Annotated in this window: 26 protein-coding genes; 11 read left to right on the top strand and 15 right to left on the bottom strand. The window is 72.8% G+C overall.

Features of this window, described 5'->3' with window-relative positions:
* Positions 1 to 17: 17 nt before the first annotated feature.
* From SD460_RS24020 to SD460_RS24005, 4 genes are all read right to left on the bottom strand, one after another.
* On the bottom strand, positions 18 to 1,427 hold the full coding sequence (locus SD460_RS24020) for a pyridoxal phosphate-dependent decarboxylase family protein (protein WP_290051991.1): 1,410 nt from the start codon (positions 1,425 to 1,427) through the stop codon (positions 18 to 20).
* Entirely contained in the window at positions 1,414 to 2,727 is a 1,314-nt protein-coding gene (locus SD460_RS24015; protein ID WP_290051992.1) for an MFS transporter, read from the bottom strand. Before SD460_RS24015 ends, SD460_RS24020 begins: the two co-directional genes overlap by 14 nt.
* A 125-nt stretch (positions 2,728 to 2,852) precedes the next feature.
* Positions 2,853 to 3,878 (bottom strand): LLM class F420-dependent oxidoreductase, encoded by a 1,026-nt coding sequence (locus SD460_RS24010; protein WP_290051993.1) that lies wholly within the window; start codon positions 3,876 to 3,878, stop codon positions 2,853 to 2,855.
* Between the two features lie 9 nt (positions 3,879 to 3,887).
* The gene (locus tag SD460_RS24005; RefSeq protein ID WP_318306765.1) at positions 3,888 to 4,805 is read right to left on the bottom strand and encodes an oxygenase MpaB family protein; all 918 of its coding nucleotides are present in this window, start codon (positions 4,803 to 4,805) and stop codon (positions 3,888 to 3,890) included.
* A gap of 85 nt (positions 4,806 to 4,890) precedes the next feature.
* On the opposite strand from SD460_RS24005, the gene SD460_RS24000 reads away from it, so the two are divergent.
* The 5 genes from SD460_RS24000 to SD460_RS23980 all read left to right on the top strand — a co-directional run bounded on the left by SD460_RS24000 (position 4,891) and on the right by SD460_RS23980 (position 9,672).
* Positions 4,891 to 5,481 carry a TetR/AcrR family transcriptional regulator gene (locus SD460_RS24000; RefSeq protein ID WP_290061065.1) on the top strand — a complete coding sequence of 197 codons (591 nt, stop codon included), beginning with the start codon at positions 4,891 to 4,893 and terminating at the stop codon, positions 5,479 to 5,481.
* Positions 5,482 to 5,533: 52 nt separating this feature from the next.
* Entirely contained in the window at positions 5,534 to 6,319 is a 786-nt protein-coding gene (locus SD460_RS23995) for an IclR family transcriptional regulator (RefSeq protein WP_290061067.1), read from the top strand.
* Between the two features lie 95 nt (positions 6,320 to 6,414).
* The gene (locus tag SD460_RS23990) at positions 6,415 to 8,238 is read left to right on the top strand and encodes a glycosyl transferase (protein ID WP_318306764.1); all 1,824 of its coding nucleotides are present in this window, start codon (positions 6,415 to 6,417) and stop codon (positions 8,236 to 8,238) included.
* Between the two features lie 17 nt (positions 8,239 to 8,255).
* Positions 8,256 to 9,089, top strand: a complete 834-nt coding sequence (locus SD460_RS23985) for a DUF4397 domain-containing protein (protein WP_290063224.1) — start codon at positions 8,256 to 8,258, stop codon at positions 9,087 to 9,089.
* Positions 9,079 to 9,672, top strand: a complete 594-nt coding sequence (locus SD460_RS23980; protein WP_318306763.1) for a class F sortase — start codon at positions 9,079 to 9,081, stop codon at positions 9,670 to 9,672. Before SD460_RS23985 ends, SD460_RS23980 begins: the two co-directional genes overlap by 11 nt.
* Here SD460_RS23980 and SD460_RS23975 read toward each other — a convergent pair.
* The 6 genes from SD460_RS23975 to SD460_RS23950 form a co-directional block, all read right to left on the bottom strand.
* On the bottom strand, positions 9,669 to 10,772 hold the full coding sequence (locus SD460_RS23975; RefSeq protein ID WP_290057446.1) for an LLM class flavin-dependent oxidoreductase: 1,104 nt from the start codon (positions 10,770 to 10,772) through the stop codon (positions 9,669 to 9,671). The two genes, SD460_RS23980 and SD460_RS23975, sit on opposite strands and share 4 nt — an antisense overlap.
* Positions 10,769 to 11,779, bottom strand: coding sequence for an ABC transporter substrate-binding protein (locus tag SD460_RS23970; protein WP_318306762.1), 1,011 nt, complete (start codon positions 11,777 to 11,779; stop codon positions 10,769 to 10,771). Before SD460_RS23970 ends, SD460_RS23975 begins: the two co-directional genes overlap by 4 nt.
* Complete coding sequence (locus tag SD460_RS23965) at positions 11,766 to 12,470, bottom strand: ABC transporter ATP-binding protein (RefSeq protein ID WP_290057444.1); 705 nt, start codon at positions 12,468 to 12,470, stop codon at positions 11,766 to 11,768. The genes SD460_RS23970 and SD460_RS23965 overlap by 14 nt, the downstream gene beginning before the upstream one ends.
* Entirely contained in the window at positions 12,455 to 13,270 is an 816-nt protein-coding gene (locus SD460_RS23960; protein WP_290057443.1) for an ABC transporter permease, read from the bottom strand. The genes SD460_RS23965 and SD460_RS23960 overlap by 16 nt, the downstream gene beginning before the upstream one ends.
* Positions 13,271 to 13,396: 126 nt before the next feature.
* On the bottom strand, positions 13,397 to 14,107 hold the full coding sequence (locus SD460_RS23955) for an MBL fold metallo-hydrolase (RefSeq protein ID WP_290057442.1): 711 nt from the start codon (positions 14,105 to 14,107) through the stop codon (positions 13,397 to 13,399).
* 45 nt (positions 14,108 to 14,152) lie between these two features.
* Entirely contained in the window at positions 14,153 to 15,304 is a 1,152-nt protein-coding gene (locus SD460_RS23950) for a helix-turn-helix domain-containing protein (RefSeq protein ID WP_290057441.1), read from the bottom strand.
* 72 nt (positions 15,305 to 15,376) lie between these two features.
* Here SD460_RS23950 and SD460_RS23945 point away from each other — a divergent pair, with 72 nt between their 5' ends.
* Together SD460_RS23945 and SD460_RS23940 are read left to right on the top strand one after the other, a co-directional pair.
* Positions 15,377 to 15,676, top strand: coding sequence for a hypothetical protein (locus tag SD460_RS23945; RefSeq protein ID WP_290057440.1), 300 nt, complete (start codon positions 15,377 to 15,379; stop codon positions 15,674 to 15,676).
* A 146-nt stretch (positions 15,677 to 15,822) separates the two neighbouring features.
* On the top strand, positions 15,823 to 16,437 hold the full coding sequence (locus tag SD460_RS23940; protein WP_290057439.1) for a dihydrofolate reductase family protein: 615 nt from the start codon (positions 15,823 to 15,825) through the stop codon (positions 16,435 to 16,437).
* On the opposite strand, the gene SD460_RS23935 is transcribed toward SD460_RS23940, so the two are convergent.
* A complete protein-coding gene (locus SD460_RS23935) occupies positions 16,406 to 17,383 on the bottom strand; it encodes a zinc-binding dehydrogenase (protein WP_290057438.1) in 978 nt (325 codons plus the stop codon). The two genes, SD460_RS23940 and SD460_RS23935, sit on opposite strands and share 32 nt — an antisense overlap.
* Before the next feature lie 80 nt (positions 17,384 to 17,463).
* Here SD460_RS23935 and SD460_RS23930 point away from each other — a divergent pair, with 80 nt between their 5' ends.
* A complete protein-coding gene (locus SD460_RS23930) occupies positions 17,464 to 18,033 on the top strand; it encodes a TetR/AcrR family transcriptional regulator (RefSeq protein ID WP_290057437.1) in 570 nt (189 codons plus the stop codon).
* A 215-nt stretch (positions 18,034 to 18,248) separates the two neighbouring features.
* On the opposite strand, the gene SD460_RS23925 is transcribed toward SD460_RS23930, so the two are convergent.
* A complete protein-coding gene (locus SD460_RS23925) occupies positions 18,249 to 18,764 on the bottom strand; it encodes a DinB family protein (protein WP_290057436.1) in 516 nt (171 codons plus the stop codon).
* Between the two features lie 44 nt (positions 18,765 to 18,808).
* Here SD460_RS23925 and SD460_RS23920 point away from each other — a divergent pair, with 44 nt between their 5' ends.
* Genes SD460_RS23920 through SD460_RS23910 form a run of 3 tightly spaced genes read left to right on the top strand, consistent with a single transcriptional unit; the run spans position 18,809 to position 23,142 of the window.
* Entirely contained in the window at positions 18,809 to 19,669 is an 861-nt protein-coding gene (locus SD460_RS23920) for a DMT family protein (protein WP_290057435.1), read from the top strand.
* Positions 19,670 to 19,723: 54 nt separating this feature from the next.
* Positions 19,724 to 21,394: an ABC transporter ATP-binding protein gene (locus SD460_RS23915; protein ID WP_290057434.1), complete on the top strand. Its 1,671-nt coding sequence runs from the start codon at positions 19,724 to 19,726 to the stop codon at positions 21,392 to 21,394.
* Positions 21,391 to 23,142, top strand: a complete 1,752-nt coding sequence (locus SD460_RS23910; protein WP_318306761.1) for an ABC transporter ATP-binding protein — start codon at positions 21,391 to 21,393, stop codon at positions 23,140 to 23,142. Before SD460_RS23915 ends, SD460_RS23910 begins: the two co-directional genes overlap by 4 nt.
* 101 nt (positions 23,143 to 23,243) lie before the next feature.
* On the opposite strand, the gene SD460_RS23905 is transcribed toward SD460_RS23910, so the two are convergent.
* The 3 genes from SD460_RS23905 to panD all read right to left on the bottom strand — a co-directional run bounded on the left by SD460_RS23905 (position 23,244) and on the right by panD (position 25,001).
* Positions 23,244 to 23,453 (bottom strand): MbtH family protein, encoded by a 210-nt coding sequence (locus SD460_RS23905; RefSeq protein ID WP_290057433.1) that lies wholly within the window; start codon positions 23,451 to 23,453, stop codon positions 23,244 to 23,246.
* 11 nt (positions 23,454 to 23,464) lie between these two features.
* Positions 23,465 to 24,493, bottom strand: a complete 1,029-nt coding sequence (locus SD460_RS23900) for an ABC transporter substrate-binding protein (RefSeq protein ID WP_290057432.1) — start codon at positions 24,491 to 24,493, stop codon at positions 23,465 to 23,467.
* Positions 24,494 to 24,590: 97 nt separating this feature from the next.
* Positions 24,591 to 25,001, bottom strand: a complete 411-nt coding sequence (gene panD / locus SD460_RS23895; protein WP_290057431.1) for an aspartate 1-decarboxylase — start codon at positions 24,999 to 25,001, stop codon at positions 24,591 to 24,593.
* Positions 25,002 to 25,003 lie beyond the last annotated feature (2 nt).

Below are 25,003 nucleotides of genomic sequence, written 5' to 3'. Positions count from 1 at the left end.
CTCACTGCCCTGAACACTCACGACGGGGTGTAGAGGGCGCCCAGGAATTCCAGCAGGAGGCGCTCCCGCAGCGGCGCCGGGGCCGTCGCGAGGAGCGCGTTGATCGGGGCCATCCGGTCCGGAAGTCCCGCGGCACCACCGAGACCCGCCGCCGCGAGGAGGCCGGCGAACTGCTCCGAGGTGAGACTCGCCGGGTCCAGGGCGGCCACGAACTCGGCCACCGCCGGGTCGATCACCACCGGGCCGGCCGCGCGGGCCGCGTCGACCGAAGCCGCGAGGTCGGTCAGGAACTCCTTCTCGCTGCCGTGGTTGGCCGCCGTCACCGTCAGGTGCAGGTTCACCGGCGAGGACAGGTGAGCGAACTGCGGCTGGACGTACCAACCGCGGGCCTTCATCTCGTCCGCCACCGTGAACAGGTCGAACCCGTCGTCGCCGGTGAACGCGATCAACGTCGACACCGGGTCGCCCAGCACGCGCAAGCCGTCGATGTCGGCGATCCCGGCCCGGATGTGCGCCACGGCGGCACGCGTCGAAGCGGCCAGCGAAAGGTAGCCCTCGGAGCCGAGGTGGCGGGTCACCGCCCACGCCGCCGCCAACGGCCCGCCCGAGCGGGTGCTCTGGATCGTCGTGTTCAGCATCGTGTAACCCGGCCAGGACGCGCTCGCGAAGTAGTGCGAGCGCCGCAGTTCCGCGGAAGCGTGCAGCAGCACCGACGTGCCCTTGGGGCAGTACGCGTACTTGTGCAGGTCCACCGAAATGCTCGTGACGCCAGGAACACGGAAGTCGAACAGCGGGATGTCCGCCCCGAGACGCGCGAAGTACGGCAGCACCCAGCCGCCGATGCACGCGTCGACGTGCATCCGGACACCCCGTTCGAGAGCCGCGGCCGCGATCGGAGCGATCGGGTCGAGTACCCCGTGTGCGTAGGACGGCGCGCTCGCCACCACGAGCACCGTCGAGTCGTCCATCGCCGCCGCCATCGCGGCCGGGTCCGCGCGGAACGTCACCGGGTCCACCGGGACGTCGATCCGGCGCAGCCCGAACAGGTGTGCCGCCTTGTGGAACGCCGCGTGCGCGGTCGTCGGCAGCACGATCGAGGGTGACGGACGATCGTCCCGAGCGGCCAAAACGGCCAGCAGGCACGACTCCGTGCCGCCGGACGTCACCGAACCGACCACGCCCGGGACGTCCCCGAGCAACGCGGACGCCTCGGCGACGAGGTCGTTCTCCATGCGCAGCAGGCTCGGGAACGCCGTCGGGTCGAGGCCGTTGGCCGACGACGCCAGCGCGTGCGCCGCCGCGCCCAGGGTGTCCACTTCGGACAGCCCGCTGTCGTAGACGTAGGCCAGGGTGCGGCCGCCGTGCGTCGGGAGGTCGCCCGCGCGCAGCTCCCGCAACGCCGCGAGGGCGTCCTCAGGCGGGTTCATGGCGCGGCTCCAGCACCTTGCGCCGCAGCAGCGGCAGGGCCAGCGCGATGAGCACGCCGGGGATGATCGACGACCCGATCAGGATCGCCAGGATCGCGCTGTCCGGCTGGAACGCCGTGGCGTCGGTGCTCGACACGTACCCGCCGAACGCCAGGATGAGCGCCCACAGGCCGCCGCCGAAGGCCAGGCCGAGCGTCTCCCCCGCGGTCCACACGCCGGCCGCGATCCCGGCGCGGGTCTCGCCGGTGCGCTCCTCCTCGGCGGTGATCAGGTCCGGCAGGATGGCCAGCGGGAACACCGAGATCCCGGCGTACCCGACCCCGCACAGCGCCACGAACACGAACGACACGACCAGCGGGGTCGACTGCGCGAACACCAGGCCCAGCAGGCCGATCGCGAACGCCGCCGTCGCCAGGCGGAAGCCGTTGAGCTTGCCGACCCGGTCGCCGAGGCGCGGCCACAGCGGCATGGTGACCAGCGCCGGGCCGACGAAGATGACGAACAGGATCGTGCCGTAGCCGTCGCTGCCGAGGATGCGCTGCGCGAAGAACGGGATGGCAGCGAGCACGGTGCCGATGCCCAGCGCCTGGATGAAGTAGGTGCCCAGCAGCCACCGGAACGGCCGCCAGCCGGCGAGCGTGCGGACGAGCTCCTTGAGGTTCACGGTGTTCGGCCGCAGCGAGCCGACCGGCGCGTCCTTGAGCCCGAAGTACACCAGCAGCGTCGCGGCCAGCACGATCAGCCCGATCACCACGGCCATGATCCGGTAGCCCGCCACCCCGTCGATCGCGGCGGTGATCGCCGGGGCGCCGCCGCCGCAGATCAGGATCGTCACGGCCAGCACGCCGATCCGGACGCTGGTGAGCTTCGTGCGCTCGGTCGCGTCTTCGGTCAGTTCGGCGGGCAGCGCGTTGAACGGCACCTGGAACAGCGCGTACGCCGTGGCGCAGAGGGCGAACGTGATCGCCACGTACAGCGCGTCCGGCAGCGGGCCGCCCAGCCCGGGGTGGGCGAACATCGCGGCGAAGAGGATCGCGACCCCGACGCCGCCGATCAGCAGGAAGCGCCGCCTGCTGCCGGTCTTGATCAGGTTCGCGTCGGACAGCCGGCCCGCGATCGGGTTGAAGAAGAAGTCCCAGGCCTTGGGCACGAACACGATCGCCGCGGCCCAGCCCGCGGGCACGGCCATGGTGTCGGTCAGGTACTTGACCAGGACGAGGCCGGGCACCGTCCCGAAGGACCCGGTGACGAACGAGCCGAGCGAATACCTGAACCGCGTCCGGCCGGACAGCGTCGACATGGTCCTCCTCGAAGGCGTACCGGGTTGCCCGCATGAGTATTCGATCTCGGCGGGCACCCGGTAGCGGTCGAGGGGAATCGTGCCATCGTCGTGACCTGGAGCACGGAGCGACCCGCGCTACGCGGTCACGAAAGCGCGTCGGCGATCTTCGTCAGCGTCGCCGCGTCACCGCGCAGGAGGAGCTGCGTGACGACGGTTTCCTCCCACGCCTGCAGCTCGTCCCGGATCTTCGACGGCGGCCCGATCAGCGACGTGTCCTCCACGAGCGACGTCGGGATCGCGGCCGTCGCCTCGTCCTTGCGCCCGGCCAGGTACAGCTCCTGCACCTTGTCCGCCACGTCCTCGTACCCCAGCCGCGCGAAGACGTCGTGGTGGAAGTTGACGCTCTTCGCGCCCATCCCGCCGATGTACAACGCCAGCGACGGCTTGATCCACGAAGCCGCCTCCTCGACGTCGTCGTGCACGATCACCGGGATCGAGCACGGCACCTCGAACGTCTCCAGGGTGTGCCGGGCGCCCGGCCGGGCGAAGCCCTCTTCCAGCGCGGCCTTGTAGAAGGCGTTGCTCTTCGGCGAGAAGAACAGCGGCAGCCAGCCGTCGCCGATCTCCGCCGACAGGGCGACGTTCTTCGGGCCCTCGGCGGCCAGGTGGATCGGGATCTCCTTGCGCAGCGGGTGGACCGTCGGCTTCAGCGCCTTCCCGAGCCCGGTCCCGCCCTTCAACGGCAGCTGGAAGTGCTGGCCGTCCAGGGTCACCGGGGCTTCGCGGGCGATCACCTGCCGGACGATGTCGACGTACTCCCGCGTCCGCGCCAGTGGCTTCGGGTACGGCTGGCCGTACCAGCCTTCGACGACCTGCGGGCCGGACGCGCCGAGCCCGAGCACCATCCGGCCGCCGGAGAGGTGGTCGATCGTCAGCGCGCTCATCGCCGTGGCCGTCGGCGTGCGCGCGGCCATCTGGACGATGTTGGTGCCGAGCCGGATCCGGCTGGTCGACGAGCCGTACCAGGCCAGCGGCGTGAACGCGTCCGAGCCGTACGCCTCCGCCGTCCACACCGAGTCGAAGCCGAGCTCCTCGGCCTTGAGGACGGCCTCCAGCGCGCCCGGGGTCGGGCCGCTGCCCCAGTACCCGATGTGGAATCCCAGCTTCACGAATGCCTCCTAGACGTTCGGCGCGTAGTGCTCGGGCTTGCCCCGCTCGGACAGCGGGGGCAGGTTCCTCCGTGGAGTCTCGACCAAGGCGGCGTCCGGAGCCACCTCGCCGCGCACGCGGCGCCAGCCGGCCCGGGCCCGCGGGTGGTAGCGGCGGTCGTGCGGGACGAGCTTGAACACGGCGTTGATCAGCTTCCCCACGCGGCGGTGCCGCCGCGCGTCCCGCTCCGACCACCGCAGACCGAGCAGGTCCCGGATCTCGCGGTCGTAGAGGCCGGTGGTCAACCACACGAAATTGCGCGCGACCAGCGCGCTCACCGGCCGCCAGAGCGGGTCCGGCAGCCACGGCAGGAACGGCGGCTTCGCGATCCCCCGCAGGTCGAGGACGTCGCGGGTGGCCTTGTTGTCCTCCAGGACCTCGGCGCACATGTGCTTCCAGTAGCGCTGGAAGTCCTCCCAGCTCTCCGGCACCGGCCGCATGCTCATGGCGTACATCCGCCACCACGTGACGTGCTCGTCGAACAGCCGGCGCTTTTCGGCCTCGCCGATCCCGCCCATGAAGTGGTCGGCGATGAGGATCGTGCTGACGAAGAACGTCGAGTGCGCCCAGTAGTAGGTGTTGGGGTCGAGCGCGTGGTATCGCCGGCCTTGCGCGTCGACGCCCTTGATGCGGTCGTGGTAGCCGCGCACTTCGAGGGCCGTCGCGTGGGCACGCGGGCCGTCGTAGACGACTCCGCCGATGGGGTAGAGCGAGCGGAAGAGCCGCTGCCAGCGTTCCTCGAAGAACCGCGAGTGCTGCTCGACGCCGGCGCCGAGGCCGGGGTGCATGTTCTGCATCGATCCGGCCCACAGCGCGATGAGCAGGCCGCGCCAGTCGCCGAAGTACTTCCAGGTCAGCGAGTCGGGCCCCAGGGGTTCCGGCGTCATCGGCGTACTCCTCGTCGAGTCGAACTGACTACGGCTGTTGTCAGGCTAGGATCTGACAACACACGTAGTCAACCGAGGAGTGATCATGCCGGGCCGCACGTGGGCGGGCACGACCCTGGACGACCGGAAGGCGCTGCGGCGCGAGCAGCTCGTGGCCGCGGGTCTCGAACTGCTGGGCACCGAAGGCTCGGCCGGGACAAGCGTCCGCGCGGTGTGCCGGCACGCGAAGCTGACCGAGCGCTACTTCTACGAGAGCTTCACCGACCGCGAAGAACTCGTCGCGGCGGTGTACGAGCACGTCGGCGAGCAGGCCCGGCAGGCGCTGGTCGACGCGGTCCGGGACGCGCCGACCCCGGTCCTGCGCGCCGAGAACGCCGTGCGCGCGTTCGTCGAGCTGATCGTCGACGACCCGCGCCGGGGCCGGGTCCTGCTGCTCGCCCCGCTGACCGACCCCGCGCTCACCCGCCGGGGCCTGCACCTGCTGCCGGTCTTCGCCGCACTCGTCGGCGAGCAGCTGTCCCACGGCGACGAGACCGAACGCCGGATGACCGCCATCGGGCTGGTCGGCGCGCTGAGCAACGTCTTCATCGCCTACCTCGACGGCTCGCTGAAGGTCTCGCGCGAGCGGCTCGTCGCCCACTGCGTGAAACTCGTGCTCGGCGCCGACGACCACTGACCTCACCTCCGACCCCGTGACACTCGCGCGGGTGATCGGGCACACTCAACCCATGCGTACCGCTGGGCGGAACGACGGCGCGAGCGGCGACGGCCTCGTCGCGGCCCGGCTCACCGCGCTCCTGGAAGCCTTCCGGCCCGGTGACGAGGCACTCGGCGTCTCCGAACTGGCCCGCCGGACCGGGCTGGCGAAGACGACGGTGCACCGGCTCGTCGGGCACCTCACCGGCACCGGCCTCCTCGAGCGCGACGACGGCGCGGTGCGGCTCGGGCTGCGGCTGTTCGAAATCGGCCAGCTGGCCTCACCCCGCCGGGGGCTGGTCGAGGCGGCCCGCCCCTACCTCGCCGACCTCCGCGAAGCCACGCGCAACACCGTCCACCTCGCGATGCTCGAAGGCACCGAAGTGGTCTACCTGGACGTCCTGCGCGGTCCGGACGCGCCGACGCTGCCCTCGCGCATCGGCGGCCGGTTCCCCGCGCACGCCACCGGAGTCGGCAAGGCGATCCTCGCGTTTTCTCCGGAATCCGTGGTGAACCAGGTGATCGACGCCGGATTGCCCAGGTTGAGCCCGAAGACGATCACCGCGCCCGGCCTGCTTCGCCGTCAGCTCACCCGGGTCCGCGAGGACGGGATCGCCTTGGAGCGCGAGGAATCCGGCGTCGGCGTCGTGTGCGCGGCGAGCCCGCTGCTCGACTCCCACGGCGTCGCGGTCGCCGCCGTGTCGATTTCCGGCTGGGCCAACCGGATGCGGACCGAACGGGTCGCGCCCGCCGTCCGGACGGTCGCGCTCGCGCTGACCCGGACACTTTCCGGCTCCACTCGGGACAGTCGGAAATAATCTTGCGGGACAACGCTTTTCCCGCCTCTAGGCCGTCCGGCTGACGTAATCGTCCCGAGCTGGACCGGTGATCGGGAGCGGCTACGATCCGTCCAATGGCCCAGCACAGCCGGGGGACGACCGACCAGGGCCGCTCCCCCGCGACGCTTCCCGGACCGGCGGTCACCGGCTTCTCCGCCGCGCACCGGCTGCTGTCGCTCGACATCGTGCTCGCGCTCCTGGCGCTGGCCGGTGGCCTGCGGGTGCTGTACCTCGCCGCGCCCGCGCCGGCCCTGCCCGCCGAGGCCTCGAACGTCGCCCACGCCTACGCGCTCGGCCACCTCACCCCGTTCACCGACGCGGGCGGCGCCGGGGTCAGCCCGTTCGGCTGGTGGCAGCTTTCGGCCTACACCATGGTCACCGACGCGTTCGGGCGGTCGGCGTCGGCGCTGGCGGCCGTCCGCGAAGCGGTGCTCGTCGCCGCGCTGCTCAGCGCCCTGCTGCTCTGGTTCCTGGCGCGCCGGCTCGGCTTGACGCGGTGGGCGGCGGCGGCCGCGGTGCTGCTGCTCGCGGCGTCCCCGCTCGCGCTCGGCCTGCACCGGCTGGTCGTCGTCGAACACCTGGCGGTGGTGTGGGCACTCGGCGCGCTGGTGCTCGTCACCACGCCCGGAGCCCGGATCCGGCACGACGCGCTGGCCGCGCTCTGCCTGCTCGCGGCCGTGCTCACTTCGCCGCTGGCGCTGGTCTTCCTGCCCGCGGCGGGCTGGCTGCTGGTGCGCCGCGCGCCCGCCCGCGCGGCCTTGGTGGCGGTGCTGCTCAACCTCGGGCTGGGCCTCGCGTTCGGCCCGGCGGCCGGCGTGCTCCGGCCGCACCTCGCCGACGGCGGCCGCCCGTCGATCGCCGACTGGGTCGCCCTCGACCCGGCGTGGGCGGTGCTCTCGACGATGGCGCTGGTGGCCGCGCTGGCCGTGACCGCCTTGCGGCCGTTCGCGGTGTCGGGCCTGCTTCTGGTCGCGGCCTTGTTCGTGCCCGGCGTGCCGGACACCGCCGTGCTCGCGCTGCTGCTGCCCCTCACCCCGCTGCTGCTGGCCGCGGTCGTCCAAGCCGTGTCCCGGCAACGCGTCCCGGCGCACCGGTGGCACCCCGGCCGCCGTCCCGGGACGGTGCCGGCCGCGGTCGTCCTCCTCGCCGTGGTCGCCGCCGGCTGGAGCTACGGCTACCCGGCCCTGCACCCGACGACCGACCGCGCCGGACCGCTGGCCGGAGCCCAGGAGTGGTTGCGCGCCAACGCTTCCGGCGCCCGGGTCCTGGTCGACGACGGCGCCTGGGCGGAACTCGCCAAGGCCGGCTGGCCGACCGGGCTGCTCGTCCCGCCCGCCGCGTGCGCGGCCACCTGCCCGCCCGCCGAGTGGGCGGTCTTCGCCGGCGGCACGGCCGAAGTCCGCGGCCGCCACCCGGCCGTCGGCGCCGCTCTGGCGGAGGCCGGCGTGACCGCGGTGTTCGGCACCGGCGACCGCGCGGTCACCATCTCGCGCCTCGGCCTGCCCGCCGCCGACCCGGCCGCGCCGTCGGAGGAGTCCGCCCGCACCCACGCGGGCGAAGCCCTCGCGGCGTCGACGCGGATCAGCCTGCCCCCGGACGCCTCCGCCGTGCTGCGCGCGGGCCACGTCGACCCGCGGCTGATCGCGACGATCGCCGCGCTCGCGGCGATCCGGCCGGTCAGCGTCGGGGCGTTCCCCGCCGTCCCCGGCGAAGACCCCGCCGGGCAGCCACGCCGCCGGGTGCTCCTGACGGCGGCCAAGGACGCCGTGGCCGCGTTCTACACCGGCCAGCGCGACCTGTTCCGCCCGTCCTCGGTCACCGAAACGGCCGACGGCGTGCTCGTCACGTACCCGCTGTTCGCACCCCCGGGACTGCTGGTCCCGTTCTCCTCACCCTGACGGCGAAAGGACCTCCCATGCGCACCCTGCTCAGACCCGGCGGGCTGACCGCCGCGGCCCTCCTTCTCGTCGCGCTCACGCCGGTGACGGCTGAGGCGGCGACCGCGCCCGGCCCGGGCGTCGGCTGGATCCGGGTCGGCCACCTCTCGCCGAAGGTGCCGCCGGTGGACATCTACTTCGCCCCCTTCGGGCAGGCCGAGAAGGTCGTCATCCGCAAGGCGGGCTACGGCGCGGTCACGCCGTACTCCTCGCTGGACCCCGGCAAGTACACGCTGTCGATGCGGCCCGCCGACGCCTCCTCGAGCACGCCGCCCGCGCTGACGGCCACCATCGAGGTCGCCGAGCGCAGCGCCTATTCGTTGCTGGTCTTCGCGAACGGACCCGACGGGACGCTCAAGGGCGACCTGGTCACCGACGACCTGACCCCGCCCGCCGCCGGCCGGGGCCGCGTCCGGGTCGTCGAAGGGTCGGCGGCGATCGCGCCGGTCACCGTCGCCGGGCCGCAGGGCGTCACCCTCGCGCAGAACGCGGCCTACGGCCAGACTTCGTCCTATGTGGACGTCCCGGAAGGGCGCTGGCCGCTGCAGCTGTCCGGTGGCGCGGTGAAGTCGAGCGCCGACGTCGACGTCAAGGCCGGGTCGTCGACGACACTGCTGGTCACCGAGAACGCCGGCACGCTGAAGGCGAACCCCATCTCCGACGGCGCGTCGCTGCCCGAACCGCCGAAGCTCGGCGTCGAGACCGGCGGCGGTGGCACCGCGCCGTCGTCCATCCCGCTGTGGCCGGCGCTGGCGGCGGCCGGGCTGCTGGCCGCGCTGCTCGCGGGACGCCGGGCGGCTCGTGCGCGCTGACCTCGCCACCCTGCTCGTCGTCGCACTGCTGGCCACCGGCTGTTCGGCGGCTCCGGCCGCGCCGCCACCCGCCGCCCCGGCCCCCTCCGCGTCCTCGGTGGCGACCGGGCCCCTGCCGCTGCCGGCCGCGCCCGACGTCCGCCCGGTACGGCTGCGGATCCCCGCCATCGGCGTCGACGCGGCCGCGCTCGTCCCGCTCGGGCTGGGCGCGGACCACCAGCTCGAAGCACCCGCGCGCTTCGAGGACGTCGGCTGGTACTCCGCCGGGCCGGTCCCGGGCGACCCCGGCCCGGCGGTGATCGCCGCGCACGTCGACTCCCGGTCCGGCCCGGCGCCGTTCTTCCGGCTGCGCGACCTGCGTGGCGGCGACCAGGTGTTCGTCGCGCGCTCGGACGGCCAGGAGACCCGGTTCGCCGTGGACGCCGTCCAGCGCTACCCGAAGGACGCGTTCCCGACCGGCGCGGTGTACGGGCCCGCGCCGGGCAGCGCGCTGCGGCTCATCACCTGTGGCGGCAGCTTCGACGCGGCGAAACGCTCGTACCGCGACAACATCGTCGTCTACGCCTCGACCCGCTGGGGTTAGTACTCCTTCACCAATCCGCGGCGGGCCAGCTCGGGCCGGACGCCGTCGCCGAACCAGTACGCCTCCTCCAGGTGCGGGTAGCCCGACAGCACGAACTCGCTCACGCCGACGCTGTGGTACTCCTCGATCAAGTCGGCGACCTCGGCGTGGCTGCCGACCAGCGCGGTGCCGGCGCCGCCGCGGACCAGGCCGACCCCGGCCCACAGGTTCGGGTGGATCTCGAGCCCGCGGACGCCGCCGTCGGTGCGGCCGCCGTGCAGCGCGACCATCCGCTGCTGCCCCACCGACTCGCTCGCCGCCAGCTGTGCCTGCGCCTTGGCCACCTGGTCCGGGCTCAGCGCGTCCAGGAGCTTCTGCGCCTCCGCCCAGGCTTCGGCCGAGGTGTCGCGCGAGATCGTGTGCAGCCGCACGCCGAACCGGATCGGCCGGTCCCCGGCCAGCTCGCGCACCTTCGCGATCTTCTCCGCGACCTGCGCGGGCGGCTCGCCCCAGGTCAGGTAGACGTCGGCGTGCCGGGCCGCGACCGGCAGCGCGGCCGGCGACGAGCCTCCGAAGTAGATCGGCGGCACCGGGTCCGGCGCGGCCAGCGTCGTCGCGCCTTCGACCCGCAGGTGCTCGCCCTCGAACGTGAACGGCTGCCCCGACCACACCCCGCGGACGATGGTCAGGAACTCGTCGGTGCGGGCGTACCGGGCGTCGTGCTCGTGCCAGTCGCCGAAGCGCCGCTGCTCCACGGCGTCGCCGCCGGTGACGATGTTGAGCAGCACCCGCCCCTCGGACAGCCGCTGGAACGTCCCCGCCATCTGGGCGGCGAGCGTCGGGGAGATGACGCCGGGGCGGAACGCGACCAGGAACTTCAGCCGGGTCGTCTCGCGGATCAGCGCGGCCGTGGTGAGCCAGGCGTCTTCGCACCACGTGCCGGTCGGGGTCAGCACCCCTTCGAAACCCTGGCGCTCGGCCGCCCGGGCGACCTGGGCGAGGTAGTCGAGATCGGGCCGGCGCTGCGCCGACGGGCCCTGGGACCGGTTGGCGTGGAAGCGTTCCACGATCGTGCGGCCGTCGCCGCTGGTGGGCAGGAACCAGTGCAGCCTGATGCTCATCCGTTGCTCCTCGCCTGGTCCAGGTCGGGGGCGAACCGCCGGTCGACGAACGCCGCGAAGTCCACCTTGCCCGGCAGCGTCTTCTCGTCGGTGAAGGTGTCCGCGAGCTGCTGCTCGGACGCGATCACGGAGTCGTCGAGCGCGATCGGCTGGTCGCGGCCCGCGTCCACCGCCTTCCGCGCCACTTCGAGCTTCAGCCCGGTCTCCTTGGCCCAGGCCGCCGCCCACTCCGGGCGGTGCGTGTCGGCCCACTTCTGCGCCTTGACCACCCGGACCACCAGGTCGCGGATCGCCGAGTTCTTGCCGGGGTCGGCCAGCGCCGTCGTACTCGCGGTTTCGAAGGCCAGGCCGTTGGACGCCCCGCGCCCGTCGGCGAGCACCCGTGCCTTCGCCTCGATCTCGGCCTGTGCCGTGTACGGGTCCCAGATCGCCCACGCGTCGATCGTGTGCTGGGTGAACGCGGCGTAGGCCTCCGACGGCTGCAGGAAGCTCACCTTGACGTCCTTGGTGGACAGGCCGTGGTTGCGCAGCGTGTTCAGCAGCTGGCCGTGCGCCGAGCTGCCCTTCGCGACCCCGATCGTCTTGCCCTTGAGCGAAGCGACGTCCGTCAGCGGCGAGTCGGGCGGGACGAGGACGGCCTCCCGCGTGACGTTGCTGCGCGCGACGCTGACGACAGCGATCTTGGCCTTCGCCGCGGCGGCGAAGATCGGCGGGGTGTTGCCGACGCGGCCGATGTCGATCGCGCCGGCCGACGCCGCTTCCAGCAGCGGCGGTCCCGAGGTGAACGTGGACCATTCGATCTTGTAGGGCAGGCCGTCCAGCTGGCCGGCCGCGGTGAGCAGCGACTTGACGCCGCCCTTCTGGTCACCGACCTTGAGCGTGACCTTCGCCAGGTCCGCCGCGCTCACCGGGCCCGGCACGGCCGCCTGGTCGGTACTGGCCGCCGAGCCGCACCCGGCCAGCACCAGTGCGGCCGCCGCGACGGCTACTCCTCTACGCCACAGCATCTTCGGTCACTCCCAGGTCGGCCAGCACGCGCCGGCGGAAGTCGTCGTGGTCGTCGGTCTCACGCGGCCGGTGGGTGGCCACGATCCGGCCGCCGTCGAGTACCAGGACCCGGTCGGCGAGGCGCAGGGCCTCGTCGACGTCGTGGGTCACCAGCAGCACGCCCGGCCGGTGCCGCCGCCAGAGGTCCAGCACCAGGCCGTGCATCGCGATGCGGGTCAGCGCGTCGAGGGCACCGAACGGCTCGTCGAGCAGCAGCAGATCGGGTTCGCGCACCAGCGCGCGGGCCAGCGACACGCGCTGCGCCTCCCCGCCGGACAGCGTGAGCGGCCAGTCGTCGGCGTGCTCGGTCAGGTGGACCTCGGCAAGCGCTTTCTCGGCCAGTGCCCGGTTGCGGGCCTTGCTGACGCCGTCCTGGCGCAGGCCGAGGACGACGTTGCGCCAGACCTTCCGCCACGGCAGCAGTCTCGGCTGCTGGAACGCGACCGAGACGGTCCCGGTGACGTCCGCGGTTCCCTCGACGTCGGCGTCGAGGCCGGCCAGGACGCGCAGCAGCGTCGACTTGCCGGAGCCGCTGCGGCCCAGCAGGGCGACGAACTCGCCGCGCTCCACGGTCAGGTCGAGTCCACTGAGGACGGTGCGGTCGCCGAACCGCTTCGTGAGGTCGCGGACCTCGGCTACCGGGTTCGCCACCGCAGCACCTTCCGTTCGAGCAGCCGGACCAGCGCGTCGGTGACCAGGCCGAGCAGGGCGTACAGGACGAGGCCGACGACCACGACGTCGGTGCGCAGGAACTCCCGCGCGTTGTTGATGAGGTAGCCGACCCCGGCGTCGGCGTTGACCGTCTCGCCGACGATCAGCGCGAGCCAGGCGATGCCGAGCGACTGCCGCAGCCCGACGAGCGCCTGCGGCAGCGCACCGGGGATGACGACGTGCCACAGCCGTTCCGCGCGGCTGAACCCGAGCGCGCGGGAAGCCTCGACGAGGTTCGGGTCGGCGCCGCGGATTCCCGAGTGGACGTTGAGGTAGAGCGGGAAGGCCACGCCGAGCGCGACCAGCACGATCTTCGTTTCCTCGCCGATGCCGAACCACAGGATGAACAGCGGGATCAGGCCGAGGAACGGCAGCGTGCGCAGCATCTGCACCGGCGGGTCGACCAGCACCTCACCCCAGCGGGACAGGCCGGCGACGATGCCGAGCACGACGCCGACGACGGCGCCGATCGCGAACCCGGCGCCGACGCGGCCGAGCGAAACCGCGAACGCTTCACCGAGTTCGCCGCTGCGCGCGACTTCGACGCCGGCCTGCACGACCGTCCACGGTGAACTGAGCTTGTCGGGCGGCAGGGCGCCGGTGGCGCTCGCGAGCTGCCAGGCGGCCACGAGCACCACCGGGCTGATCCAGCGCCGGAGATCGAGGCGCGGCACCTTGCGCGGCGGCCGGTTGCCGGCCGGCCGGGCGCGCGCGAGCACGCCCGTGGTGGAAATCGACACGGATTTCTCCCGGGGACGGGGGGTTCTTCGATTGCGTTGGCCCCGACCATCCGGTGAGTGGGAAGGGAAGTCAATCCGCGCCCACTCCGTGAACACCCGCCGTTTCAGCCCGTGGAACGGCTTGTCTCAGCCGCCGAACATGGCCTTCCATTCGTCGAGCGACCGCGGCCGGTAGACGAAGTTGCTGCGCTTGACCTCCGACAGCGCGGCCGACGGCTCGGCCGAGTACTGGTGCCCGGGGTAGACGACGGGATCCCCGGCCAGCCCGGCGAGCTGCTGCAGGCTGCGGTAGATCTCTTCGGTGTCCCCACCGGGGAAATCGGTGCGGCCGCAGCCTTCGAGGAACAGCGTGTCCCCGGAGACGAGCTTGTCCTCGACGAGGAAGCACTGACTGCCGGGCGTGTGCCCGGGGGTGTGCAGCAACCGGATCGGGATGGCCCCGACTTCGAGGACGTCGTCGTGGTCGTGCGCCCGCAGGTCCGTGCCGGACACCCCGGTGACCCGCTTGACCCACTCCGTCTCGGCCCCGTTGACGTGGATCGGCACCGATTCGACGGCGAGCAGCTCGGCGATGCCGGCCAGCGAGAACCCGAGCATCTCCCCACCGACGTGGTCGGGGTGGTGGTGCGTCGCGAGCACCCCGGTGAGCCGCATCCCGTCCCCGGCCAGCACGTCCAGCAGATCCCGCACGGCGTAGGCGGGATCGACGACCACGGCGTCCCCGCTCTCGCGGTCCCCGATCAGGTAGGCGAAGTTCAGCATCTGGGTAGCCACGGGATCCCCGACAGCGAAGTCACGGCCGGCGAGCAGCTGCCGGAAGTAGAGCCGATCAGTCATGCCGGACACCCTACGACGCGGTCCACTCGGCTTCTCCGCCGAACGTCAAGCCGTCTTCAGGAGCCCCATCCGGTCCGCCATGCCCCGCACCTCGCGAGCCACCCCTTCGCGACGCGTCCGAGCGAGCATGGTCGAGATGATCTCTCGCACGAACGGATTGCTCCGGGTGCGGATGTGCCCGAGCTTCTCCGCACGGACGAGCAACGCCACGACCTCTTCATCCGGCCTGCGGACGCCGTACAACGCGCGTGCGTGCTCGATCAGGAAGGTGGTCCGGCGGGAGTCGACGGCCAGCTCCGCCGGATCGACGGTCTCAGCGAGCTGCGCGGCTTCGACGTGGTCCCCGCGTTCCAGCGCGGACGAGATGCGCCACAGGACGACGTTGGCCGGGCTGAACAGCAGGAAGTTCTTGTTCCCGTCCTCGACGTGCTCGGCCAGACCGGCTGCTTCGTCGAGTGCCGCGGTGGCGTCCCCGCCCAGCACGGACTCGGTGTAGCCCGTAGTCAGGGTGAGTGCCCCGCGGACGTCGTAGGCGTCGGCCGGGACGTCGTCGAGAGCCCGCTCGGCGAGTTTCGCGGCGCGCTTGTGCGCCCCGAGGCCCGACAGCGCTTGGGTCCGCGCGAACTCGGCCAGCGCGATCCAGCCGGGCTCCCCCAGCCGTTGGGCTGCCTCGTGCCCTCGATCAGCGGCGATCCACGCCAGCTCGAACGCGCCGAGCCCTTTCGTGAGCAGCGCGGTGGTGTGGGTCGCGGTGACCAACGAGCGCAAGGCTTCGGGTTTGTCCACGTGGGTGTGGAGTGCCACCAGCAGAGCGGGGAGCCGAGCACCCACCTCGGCGTCCTGATTCGCCTGCCGAAGCGCGGCCAGCAGCTGCGTCTCGGACAGAAGCACGGTGAGATCACCGACCGGCGACTCCGCGCCGTCGAGGTCCGTGCTCAGCAGGGCGCCGCGGATCGCCGGGATGGCGGTGCCGGCCTCCGGGTCGCGGATCTCGAGCCCATCACCGGTGATGTCGGACAAGCTGACGCGCAGCGCACCGGCGATGGTCACCAGCGTCGAGCGCTTGTCGATGGCCGAGCGTTCGTTCTCGATCTTGGACAGGTAGCCCTTCGACAAGCCGGACAGGCCCGCCAGTTGCTCGAGCGACATCCCGCGCCAGCGCCGGAACCGTCGAATCGTGACGCCGATCGAGTCCATGCGGGCATGCTACCTGTCTGGGTTTCCTTCCAGGAAACGTTTGTGAGCTGCACGTTCGTAGAGTCACTGACCATGCGTGACTTCCTGCTCACTCCTCGACCCAGCCAAGGCGCCGGACTCGATGCGGTGATCCACATCGACCCGAAGGCCATCCACCCGGTCGTCGACGGGGAATGGCACCGGGCCCGGCTGCCCGGTATCCCCCAGGCCGGCCAAGGCATCACGATGCTGTGCGGCCTGACCGCATCGGCCAGGTTCCAGCCGCTCGACCAACGCCGGGACCGCGGCGTACCGACAGCATGCCCACGCTGCGATTCGATCTATCGCCGGGAACACGGCATCCCGCAACAGGACACCCGGCAGAGCCGCTAGCCCGTGCACCAGATTCGAACAGTGCAGCTTCCGGGCCGCGCCGCTCACCGACCCCGTGCCGGACCACCGCCGGCGGGCCGGGATTGGTAGTGGACGTCATGCCGGCCCCGGGCCATCCTGGGGCGCACCGACGAGGAGGCACGACGATGACCCAGGGCTTGGTGACCTGCGACCTCACGATCACCGCCGACGGCTATGCGGCCGGGCACCGGCAGACCGAGCAGCGGCCGTTCGGCGACGATGGCGGCGACGGCTGGGGTGACCGGCTGCACGCCTGGTACGGCGAAGGCCGCGACGAGCACCCCGCCGAGTTCGACCGGGCGCTGACGGCCAAGGCGTTCATCATGGGGCGCAACATGTTCGGGCCGGTGCGCGGCGCATGGGACCGGGCGTGGACCGGCTGGTGGGGTGACGACCCGCCGTACCACGCGCCGGTGTTCGTGCTCACCCACCACCCGCGCGAGCCGCAGCCGATGGACGGCGGCACCACCTTCCACTTCGTCACCGACGGCATCAAGGCCGCGCTGGAACGCGCGCGCGAAGCGGCGGGCGAGGGCAGCATCTCCGTCCACGGCGGCGCGACCACCGTCAACCAGTACCTCGCCGCGGGCCTGATCGACGAGCTGCGCCTGCACATCTCGCCGTTCACGCTCGGCGACGGCGTCCGGCTGTTCGACGGGGTGCCGCCGCTCGACCTCGAGCAGCTGGACTCGCGGTCGACGCCGTCGGTCACGCACCTCCGGTATCGCGTGCTGCACTGAAACGCGCCGTGGTGAGCGCGAGCCGGCCGAAGACCTCGCCGCCGGTCAGTTTCCGGTGCGCGAGCTCGGCCTGCTCGAGCGGCAGCACCTCGTGCACGACCGCCCGCGTGTCCCCCGACGCCAGCAGCTCGGCGAGGTAGGCACTCCGGTCGGTCTGCGGCACGGTGTCCGCACTGAAGGTCGCGAACGACAGCGACCGCCGGAACGCCGTGAACAGCTCCTTCCCGAAGCCGGCGGGCGGCTCGCCGCCCATCAGGCCGACGGAGACCAGGCGCCCGTTGGGGTTCAGCCGCGCGAACAGCGACGGCAGGCCCGGCCCGGCCACGACGTCCAGGATGACGTCGAAGCCCTCGGCTCCCCCGCCGTCGCGGCCGAACACGTGGGTCGCGCCCAGCTCGCGCAGGCGGTCGCCGCGCTCGGGCGACGACGTCGTCACCGCGATCGCCGCGGCCCCGCCGCGGGCCGCCAGCTGCACGGCCATCACGCCGATGCCGCCGGCCGCGCCGCGCACCAGCACCGACTCGCCCGGGGCGAACCGGGCGTGGCGCAGGCCGAAGTGAGCGACCACGCCGGAGGTGCCGAGCGTCACCGCGTCGACGGGCGACACGGACGGCGGGAGCGGGACGAGCGTCTCGACGGGGACGACCGCCTGCTCCGCGTACCCGCCGCCGACACCCGCGAAGGCCCAGACGCGCCGTCCGAGCCAGGCCGGGTCGACGCCGTCGCCGACTTCGGCCACCGTGCCGGCGATCTCGCCGCCGAGGACGTGGCCCGGTCGGAAGCCGTACGCCGCGAGCGCGCCGCTGCGGATCAGGACATCGACGCCGCCGACGCCGATCGCCTCGGTCGTGATCAGCGCCTGCCCGCCGGCCGGGCTCGGGACCGGAAGGTCGACGACGGCCAGCCCTTCGGGCCCGCCGAACTCCTGCACCGCGACTGCTTTCACTGTTTTCTCCGTCGTTCCGGGGTCGATGACCGGCCGCGGACGTTAACGGACGCCCCCGTCCGGTTGGCTAAAGTGAGGGAGTGACCCAGGCTTTGCCTCACCTCCGGCGTTCCGACGCCCGCGACAACCGCGACCGCATCCTCGAAGCGGCCCGCGCGGTGTTCGCGGCCGAGGGCCTGGCGGTGCCGATGCGCGAGATCGCCCGGCGCGCCGACGTCGGCCCGGCGACCCTGTACCGCCACTTCCCGACCAAGGAGGCGCTGGCCACCGCGGCGTTCGCCGGCCAGATGCGCGCGTGCTACGCGATCGTCGACGAGGGGCTCGCCGACCCTGATCCGTGGCACGCCTTCACTTCGGTGCTCGAGAACCTGCTGGAGCTGCAGGCCCGCGACCGGGGCTTCACCGCGGCGTTCACGGCGGTGTTCCCGCACGCGCTGGATTTCGCGGCGGACCGCGAACGCGCGGTGAAGTCACTCGCGGAGCTGGTCCGCCGCGCACGGGAAGCGGGTCACCTGCGCCCGGACGTCGTCCTCGACGACGTGATCCTGATCCTCATGGCGAACGGCGGCATCCAGGCCAAGTCATCGGCGGCCCGCGTCGCGGCTTCACGGCGCTTCGCCGCACTGGCGATCCGGGGGCTCCGAGCCTGACGCCCACTGGTGCCCGCTCCCCTGGTGCAGCATGGCGCCGAGCGGGCACGAGCACGCACGCCGGCCCGCTGGCGCGGACGAAGCCCGCGAGCTGCGCACACGCCGGTCGGCTGCCGCGGATCAGGCCCACCCCGCCAACAGGTTGGCGCCCTCACCCGCCCGCCACCGCGGACCAGACCCAGCGCACCCGCCGGTCACGCCCTCTCACCCCTCCCTCACTCACCCACCTCCCCGTCCGCCAGCTCCCGCAGCAGGTCCAAGTGGCCCACGTGCCGCGCCGTCTCCTGCACCACGTGGGCCACCACCCAGCGCACCGTGAACTCCGACCGCCGCCTGGTCCGGTCGTCCGGGCCCAGCCGGCGCAAGGCTTTCTCCGCCCGCCCCCACTCCTCCCGGTACGCCGCCACCACGGACTCCGGGGTGTCGGATTCCGTCAGGTCCCAGCTCGGGTCCGGCGTGCCCGCCCACAGCGACGGCAGGTCCGCCCCACCCGCCTCGATGCACAGCCACCAGCGCTCCACCGCCGTCAGGTGCTTCACCACGCCCAGCGCGCTCAGCCGCGGCGAAGACGGCAACGGGGTGGCCGCCGCCAGCTCGGCGGGCAAGCCCGCCAGCTTGTTGACCGCCGTCGCGCGGAGGAACTGCAGGAAGTCCAGCTGGAGGCGCAGCTCGTCGGCCGCCAGCCTCGGGGGCCAGCGGCGGCGGTGCGTCTTCGAACTCGTGTTCGACATGACCGCAACGTACCCCACGGGTCCGACAAAATAGAGTGATCGCCATGTGGTGGGGACTGCTCTGCGCTCTGGGCGCGGCGATCGCGTACGGCGTGGCTTCGGTGATGCAGGCGGTCGCCGCCCGCGCGACCGACACCGGGGCCGACGGTGTCGATCCGAAACTTCTCGTGCGCGTGCTCGGCCAGTGGAAGTTCGTCCTCGGCCTGGCACTGGACATCCTGGGGTTCGTCGCGCAGATCGCCGCGCTGCACGTCCTTCCCCTCTTCGTCGTGCAGGCCGCGCTCGCCGCGAGCCTCGCCGTCACGGCCGTCGCCGCGCGGTTCCTCGGGGTGCGGCTCGGGCGGCGGGAATGGGCGGCCGTGGCCGTCGTGTGCGCCGGGCTCGCGCTGCTCGGGGCCGCCGCCGAAAGCGAGGGGTCCGATCCCGTCGGGCTCGGGTTCCGGCTGGGGCTGATCGGCGCCGTCGTCGTGCTGGCCGGGGCCGGGATCGCCGCGGGGAAGGCGAGCCGCCGGGTGCGGACGCCGGCGCTCGGCCTCGTCGCCGGGCTGAGCTTCGGGGTCGTCGCCATCGCCGGGCGGATCATCCCGAGCCTCGCGCCGCTCGACCTGCTCACCGACCCCGCCACCTACACCGTCGCGGTCGCGGGCGGGATGGCGATGCTGTTCTACGCGACGGCGCTGCAACGCGGGAGCGTCACCACGTCCACCGCCATGATGGTGCTCGGCGAGACCGTCTTCCCGTCGCTGGTCGGCGTGTTCGCGCTCGGCGACCGCACGCGGCCGGGGTTCGCGGTCGTCGCCGTGGCCGGGTTCGTGCTCGCCGTGGCCGCCGCGCTCGCGCTGGCGCGGTTCGGGGAACCGGCCACCGAGCCGCGGACTGAGACGAAGCCGACCGTTTTCCCGTAACTCCTTTACTTAGACTAGCCTTACCTATCCAAGACGCGGACAGGGGAGGCGCGGGTGAGCACGACGGGACGGGAAGTCCTCCGCCGGTCGATCGCCGGGCAACGACGATCGGTGACCCTCGCGGCCCTGCTGACGGCGGGCCACCAGGGCGGCGAAGCACTGGTGCCGGTGGTGATCGGCGTGGTCATCGACCAGGCCGTCGCGGGCGGTTCGGTGGGCACGCTCCTGCTGTGGCTCGCGGTGCTGGCGGTCCTGTTCGCCGGGCTGTCGACCAGCTACCGCCTCGGGGCCCGCTTCGGCGAACGCGCCGCCGAGCGCGCGGCCCACGAACTCCGGCTCGACGTCGGACGCCGGGTGCTGCACCCGGGCGGTGTCGCGGAATCCGGTGCGCTGGCCGGTGAACTGGTGAGCATCGGGACGTCGGACGCGAAGCGGGTCGGCACGGTCAACGGCGTCCTGCCGTTCGCCGCCGCCGGGCTGGCCGGGCTGCTGGTCAGCGCGGTCGTCCTGCTCACCATGTCGCTGCCGCTCGGCCTGCTCGTGCTGCTCGGCACGCCGCCGATGCTGTACCTGGCCCACCTGATCGGCAAGCCACTCGAACGCCGCAGCGAAGCCGAACAAGAGCGGTCCGCGTTCGCCTCCGGCATCGCCACCGACCTCGTCGCCGGGCTGCGCGTGCTCAAGGGCGTCGGCGCCGAACGCGCCGCCGTCGACCGCTACCGCCGCACCAGCCAGGACTCGCTCAAGGCCACCCTGCGCGCGGCGCGTGCCCAGGCCTGGCACAACGGCGCGCTGCTCGCGCTGACCGGCGTCTTCATCGCGGTGGTCGCGCTCGTCGGCGGGAACCTCGCCGCGGCGGGTGACATCAGCGTCGGCGACCTGGTCGCCGCGGTCGGGCTCGCGCAGTACCTGATCACACCGTTCACGATCTTCTCGTGGGTCAACGGCGAACTCGCGCAGGGCCGGGCGTCGGCCGCGCGCATCGCCGACGTGCTCAACGCGCCGCCCGCCGTCGGCGCCGGGGACGCCACGCTGCCGGTCCCGGCCGCGGGGCACGTCAAGCTGGCCGCGCTGAGCCGCGGCGCGCTGCGGGACGTCGGGTTCGAAGCCCGGCCCGGCGAGCTGCTCGGCGTGGTCGCCACCGACCCGGCCGCCGCCACGGACCTGCTCGACTGCCTCGGCCGCGCCGCCGACCCGGCGAGCGGCTCGGTGTCGGTCGACGCCGTCGACCTGTCCACTGTGGACCCGAGCCGGGTCCGGGAGGTGGTGCTGGTCGCCGCGCACGACGCCGACCTGTTCGCCGGCACCGTCGCCGAAAACGTCGAAACCGGGCCCCGAACGGCCGAAGCGATGACCGCGGCCGCCGTCGACGAGGTGGCCAGCGCGCTGCCCGACGGCGTCGCGACCGCCGTCACCGAACGCGGGAGATCGCTGTCCGGCGGGCAGCGCCAGCGGGTCGCGCTCGCCCGCGCGCTCGCCGCGGACGCGCCGGTGCTCGTGCTGCACGACCCGACGACCGCGGTCGACACCGTCACCGAGGCGCGGATCGCCGCGGGGCTGGCGGAACTGCGGCGCGGCCGCACGACGATCCTCGTGACCACCAGCCCGGCGCTGCTCGCCGCGACCGACCGCGTCGTCCTGCTCGACGACGGGCGCGTGACGGGCGAAGGCAGCCACGCCGACCTGGCGGGCCGGGCCGACTACCGGGCGGCGGTGCTCTCGTGACCCGTGAACTCCTCCCCGTGGCCGACGGCCACCGGATCCGCGCCGTCGTCGGCGAACTGCTCGGCCGCGCGAAGGGCCGCACCGCCGCGGCGGCCACGATGCTGGTCGCGGCGACCGCGATCGGCCTGCTCACCGCTCCCCTGCTCGGCCGCGTCGTCGACCTGGTCGCGACGCGCCGCCCGGCCGCCGACCTCGTCACGCCGGTCGTCGGGCTGGTGCTGGTCGCGCTCGCCCAAGCGGTCGCCACGGCCATCGGGGTGTCGCTGGTGGCGCGCCTCGGCGAGACGATCCTGGCCGAGCTGCGCGAGCGCTTCGTCGAACGAGCTCTCGGGCTGCCGCTGGAACAGCTCGAACGGGCCGGCTCCGGCGATCTCACCGCGCGCGTGACCAACGACGTTTCGGTGGTCGCGGAAGGCGTGCGGCAGGCGCTGCCCGAGCTGGGCCGGTCGGTGCTGACCGTCGTGCTGACGCTGGGTGCGCTGGCCGTGCTCGACTGGCGGTTCCTGCTGGCCGCGCTGGTGGCCGTGCCGGTCCAGCTGTGGACCGTGCGCTGGTACGTGCCGCGCGCGAAGCCGTTGTACGCCAGCCAGCGCGAGGCCGTCGGGGCGCAGCAGCAGCAACTGCTCGACACCATCGGCGGCGCGAAGACGGTCCGTGCGTTCCGCCTGGCCGACGCGCACCTCGAGCGGGTGCGGCAGCGTTCCGACGGCGCCGTCGAGCTGGCCCTGCGCGGGATCCGGCTGGTCACGCGGTTCTACGCGCGGCTCAACCTGGCCGAGTTTCTCGGGCTGTCCGCGGTGCTGGCGATGGGGTTCCTGCTGGTCGGGGCGGACGCCGTGACGGTCGGCGTGGCGACGGCGGCGGCCTTGTACTTCCACAGCCTCTTCGGCCCGATCACGACCGCGCTCGCGCTGGTCGACGACGCGCAGGCGGCCGCGGCCAGCCTGGCGCGGCTGATCGGCGTCGCCGACCTGCCCGCCGAGGCGTCCCCCGCGCAGCCGGCCCGGCCGGTCGACGCGTCGGTGAAGACGGCGGGCATCGGGTTCTCCTATGTGGACGGTCACCCGGTGCTCGGCGACGTCGATCTCGCCGTCGCCCCCGGCGAGCGGGTGGCCCTGGTCGGGGCGAGCGGGGCCGGGAAGACGACGCTGGCCAAGCTGATCGCCGGCATTCACCGCCCGGGCGCGGGTTCGGTCACGCTCGGCGGCGTCCCGCTCGACGAGCTGGGCCCGGAGGCGACGCGCCGGACGGTCGCGCTGATCAGCCAGGAAGTCCACGTCTTCGCGGGACCGCTCGCCGACGACCTGCGGCTGGCGCGCCCGGAGGCGACCGACGCCGAGCTGCGGGCGGCGCTGGCGAAGGTGGGCGCGCTGACGTGGGTGTCTTCCCTGCCGGACGGGCTGGCCACGGTGGTCGGCGAAGGCGGCCACCAGCTGACGGTGACGCAGGCGCAGCAGCTCGCCCTGGTCCGCCTGGTGCTGGCCGACCCGCCGATCGCGATCCTCGACGAGGCCACGGCGGAAGCGGGCAGCGCGGGGTCGCGGGTGCTGGAGTCGGCGGCCGCGGCGGCCCTCGAGGGGCGGACGGCGCTGGTGGTGGCGCACCGCCTGACGCAGGCGGCGGCGTCCGACCGGATCGTGGTGCTGGACGCGGGTGCCGTGGTGGAGTCCGGGACGCACGACGAGCTGGTCGCGGCGGGCGGCCAGTACGCGAAACTGTGGACGGCCTGGTCCGGCCAGCGCGCGTGACCCGCCGCCCTGAAGGGGACGTTGCCGGCATCTGACGCACTGAAGGGGACTTTCCTGTCATCACATGACAGGAAAGTCCCCTTCTGGGCACTCGGGCAGAGTCAGGTGTCCATGGCGTCGGCCAGGGACTTCGGCCGCATGTCCGTCCAGTTCGCTTCCACGTGGTCCAGGCACGCCTGGCGGCCGGACGGCCCGAAGGCCACCGTCCAGCCGGCCGGGACGTCGGCCCGCTCCGGCCAGAGGCTGTGCTGGTTCTCGGCGTTGACCAGCACCAGGTACGTGCCGTCGGGGTCTTCGAACGGGTTGGTCATGCCAGGCCTCCTCAGGCGGTGATGTCCGTGCGGGCGCCCTTGACGACCTCGGTCAGCTGCTGCAGGACCGGGGCCGCGAGCACCGGGTTGAACCGGGGTTCGGTCGACCAGTCGGCGAGCTGGTTCGCCTTCACCGCGGGCAGCTGCGCCCACGTCGGGAACTGCGCCATCTGCTGGCGCGACAGCGCGTACGTCCGGCTGTCGGTGAGGATCAGGTCGGCCGGGTACTTGCCGGCCTGCTCCCAGCTGAGGGTCTCGAAGTAGTCGTCCGAGCCGCCGCCGGCGACGATGTCCAGGCCCAGCTCGCGGTAGTACGCCAGGTCCGCGAAGTACTCCGGCTTGCAGACGTACAGGCTGTCCTTGTCGCTGGACACCACGAGGACCTTGAGGCCCGGCTTGCCCTGGATCGCGGCCTTGAGGTCGTCGGAGGCCTTCTGGAAGTCCTCTTTGCCCTTCTTGATCGCGGCCGAGTTCGCGTCGCCGCCCAGCGCCACCGCGAGCTGCTCGAAGCGCTCGATGACCTTGGGCAGCGTGACCTTGTACTCGGAGATCGCGACGATCGGGGCGATCTGCTGGACCTTGGTGCCGAGGTCGTCCTTGAGCACCCACATGTCCGTCGGCTTGGCGCCGGTCAGGCCGGTGACGACCAGGTCGGGCTTGAGCGCGGCGAACTTCTCCATGCTGAAGTCGTCCCAGGCGTTGCCGATCGACGTGACGGCGTTCAGGTCGATGTTGCCGGCCTGGATCTCCTTCTTGCCGTCGGCGGTCTTCTGCGGGCCGAACACGCCGACCGGGCGGACGCCGTAGTCCCACAGCGCGGCGGCCGAGCTGGCGTAGGCCACCACCCGAGTCGGACGCTGGTCGCGCGCCGCCTTCTGGCCGCGGTCGTCGGTGAACTCCCACGGACCGGCCGCGGCGCCCGCCGCCTGCTTGTCGTCGCCGCTGCCGCAAGCGGTCAGGGCCGCGGCGGCGGCCAGGCCGCCCGCCCCGATCAGGAATCCACGCCGGCTGAGCCCGGCAGCGCCTTGAAACACGGACATGTGAACCTCTCGCCAAGCTTTAGGATAGGCACACCTTATTTAGGGGAGCCTCTCAAAAGCAACCACCGCGACCCACCTGTGTCCACGCCCACCTGCGTCAATTCCGGCCGGACAACTGGGCTTCCGCGCCAGGAACCGGCTCGGCCGGGTCGTGTCCCAGGTGGACCTGCCGGTTGTCCGCGTCGACGTGCACCACCCGCGGCCGGTGCGCGGCGCGTTCGGCCTCGTGGACCTGGGCGTAGGTGATGATGATGACCAGGTCGCCGGGGTGCACGAGGTGCGCGGCCGCGCCGTTGACGCCGATCACGCCGGAGCCGGGCTCGCCGGTGATGGCGTAGGTCTCCAGCCGGGCGCCGTTGGTGATGTCGACGACGTGGACCTGCTCGCCTTCGACGATGTCCGCGGCGGCCATCAGGTCCGCGTCGATGGTCAGCGAACCGACGTAGTGCAGGTCGGCCTGGGTCACGGTGGCGCGGTGGATCTTGGCGTTCATCAGGGTGCGGTGCATCG

This window comes from Amycolatopsis solani, assembly GCF_033441515.1.
Classification (GTDB): domain Bacteria; phylum Actinomycetota; class Actinomycetes; order Mycobacteriales; family Pseudonocardiaceae; genus Amycolatopsis; species Amycolatopsis solani.
Note: the sequence above shows the minus strand (reverse complement) of the source record. Positions and strands in the feature narration are given on the sequence as shown.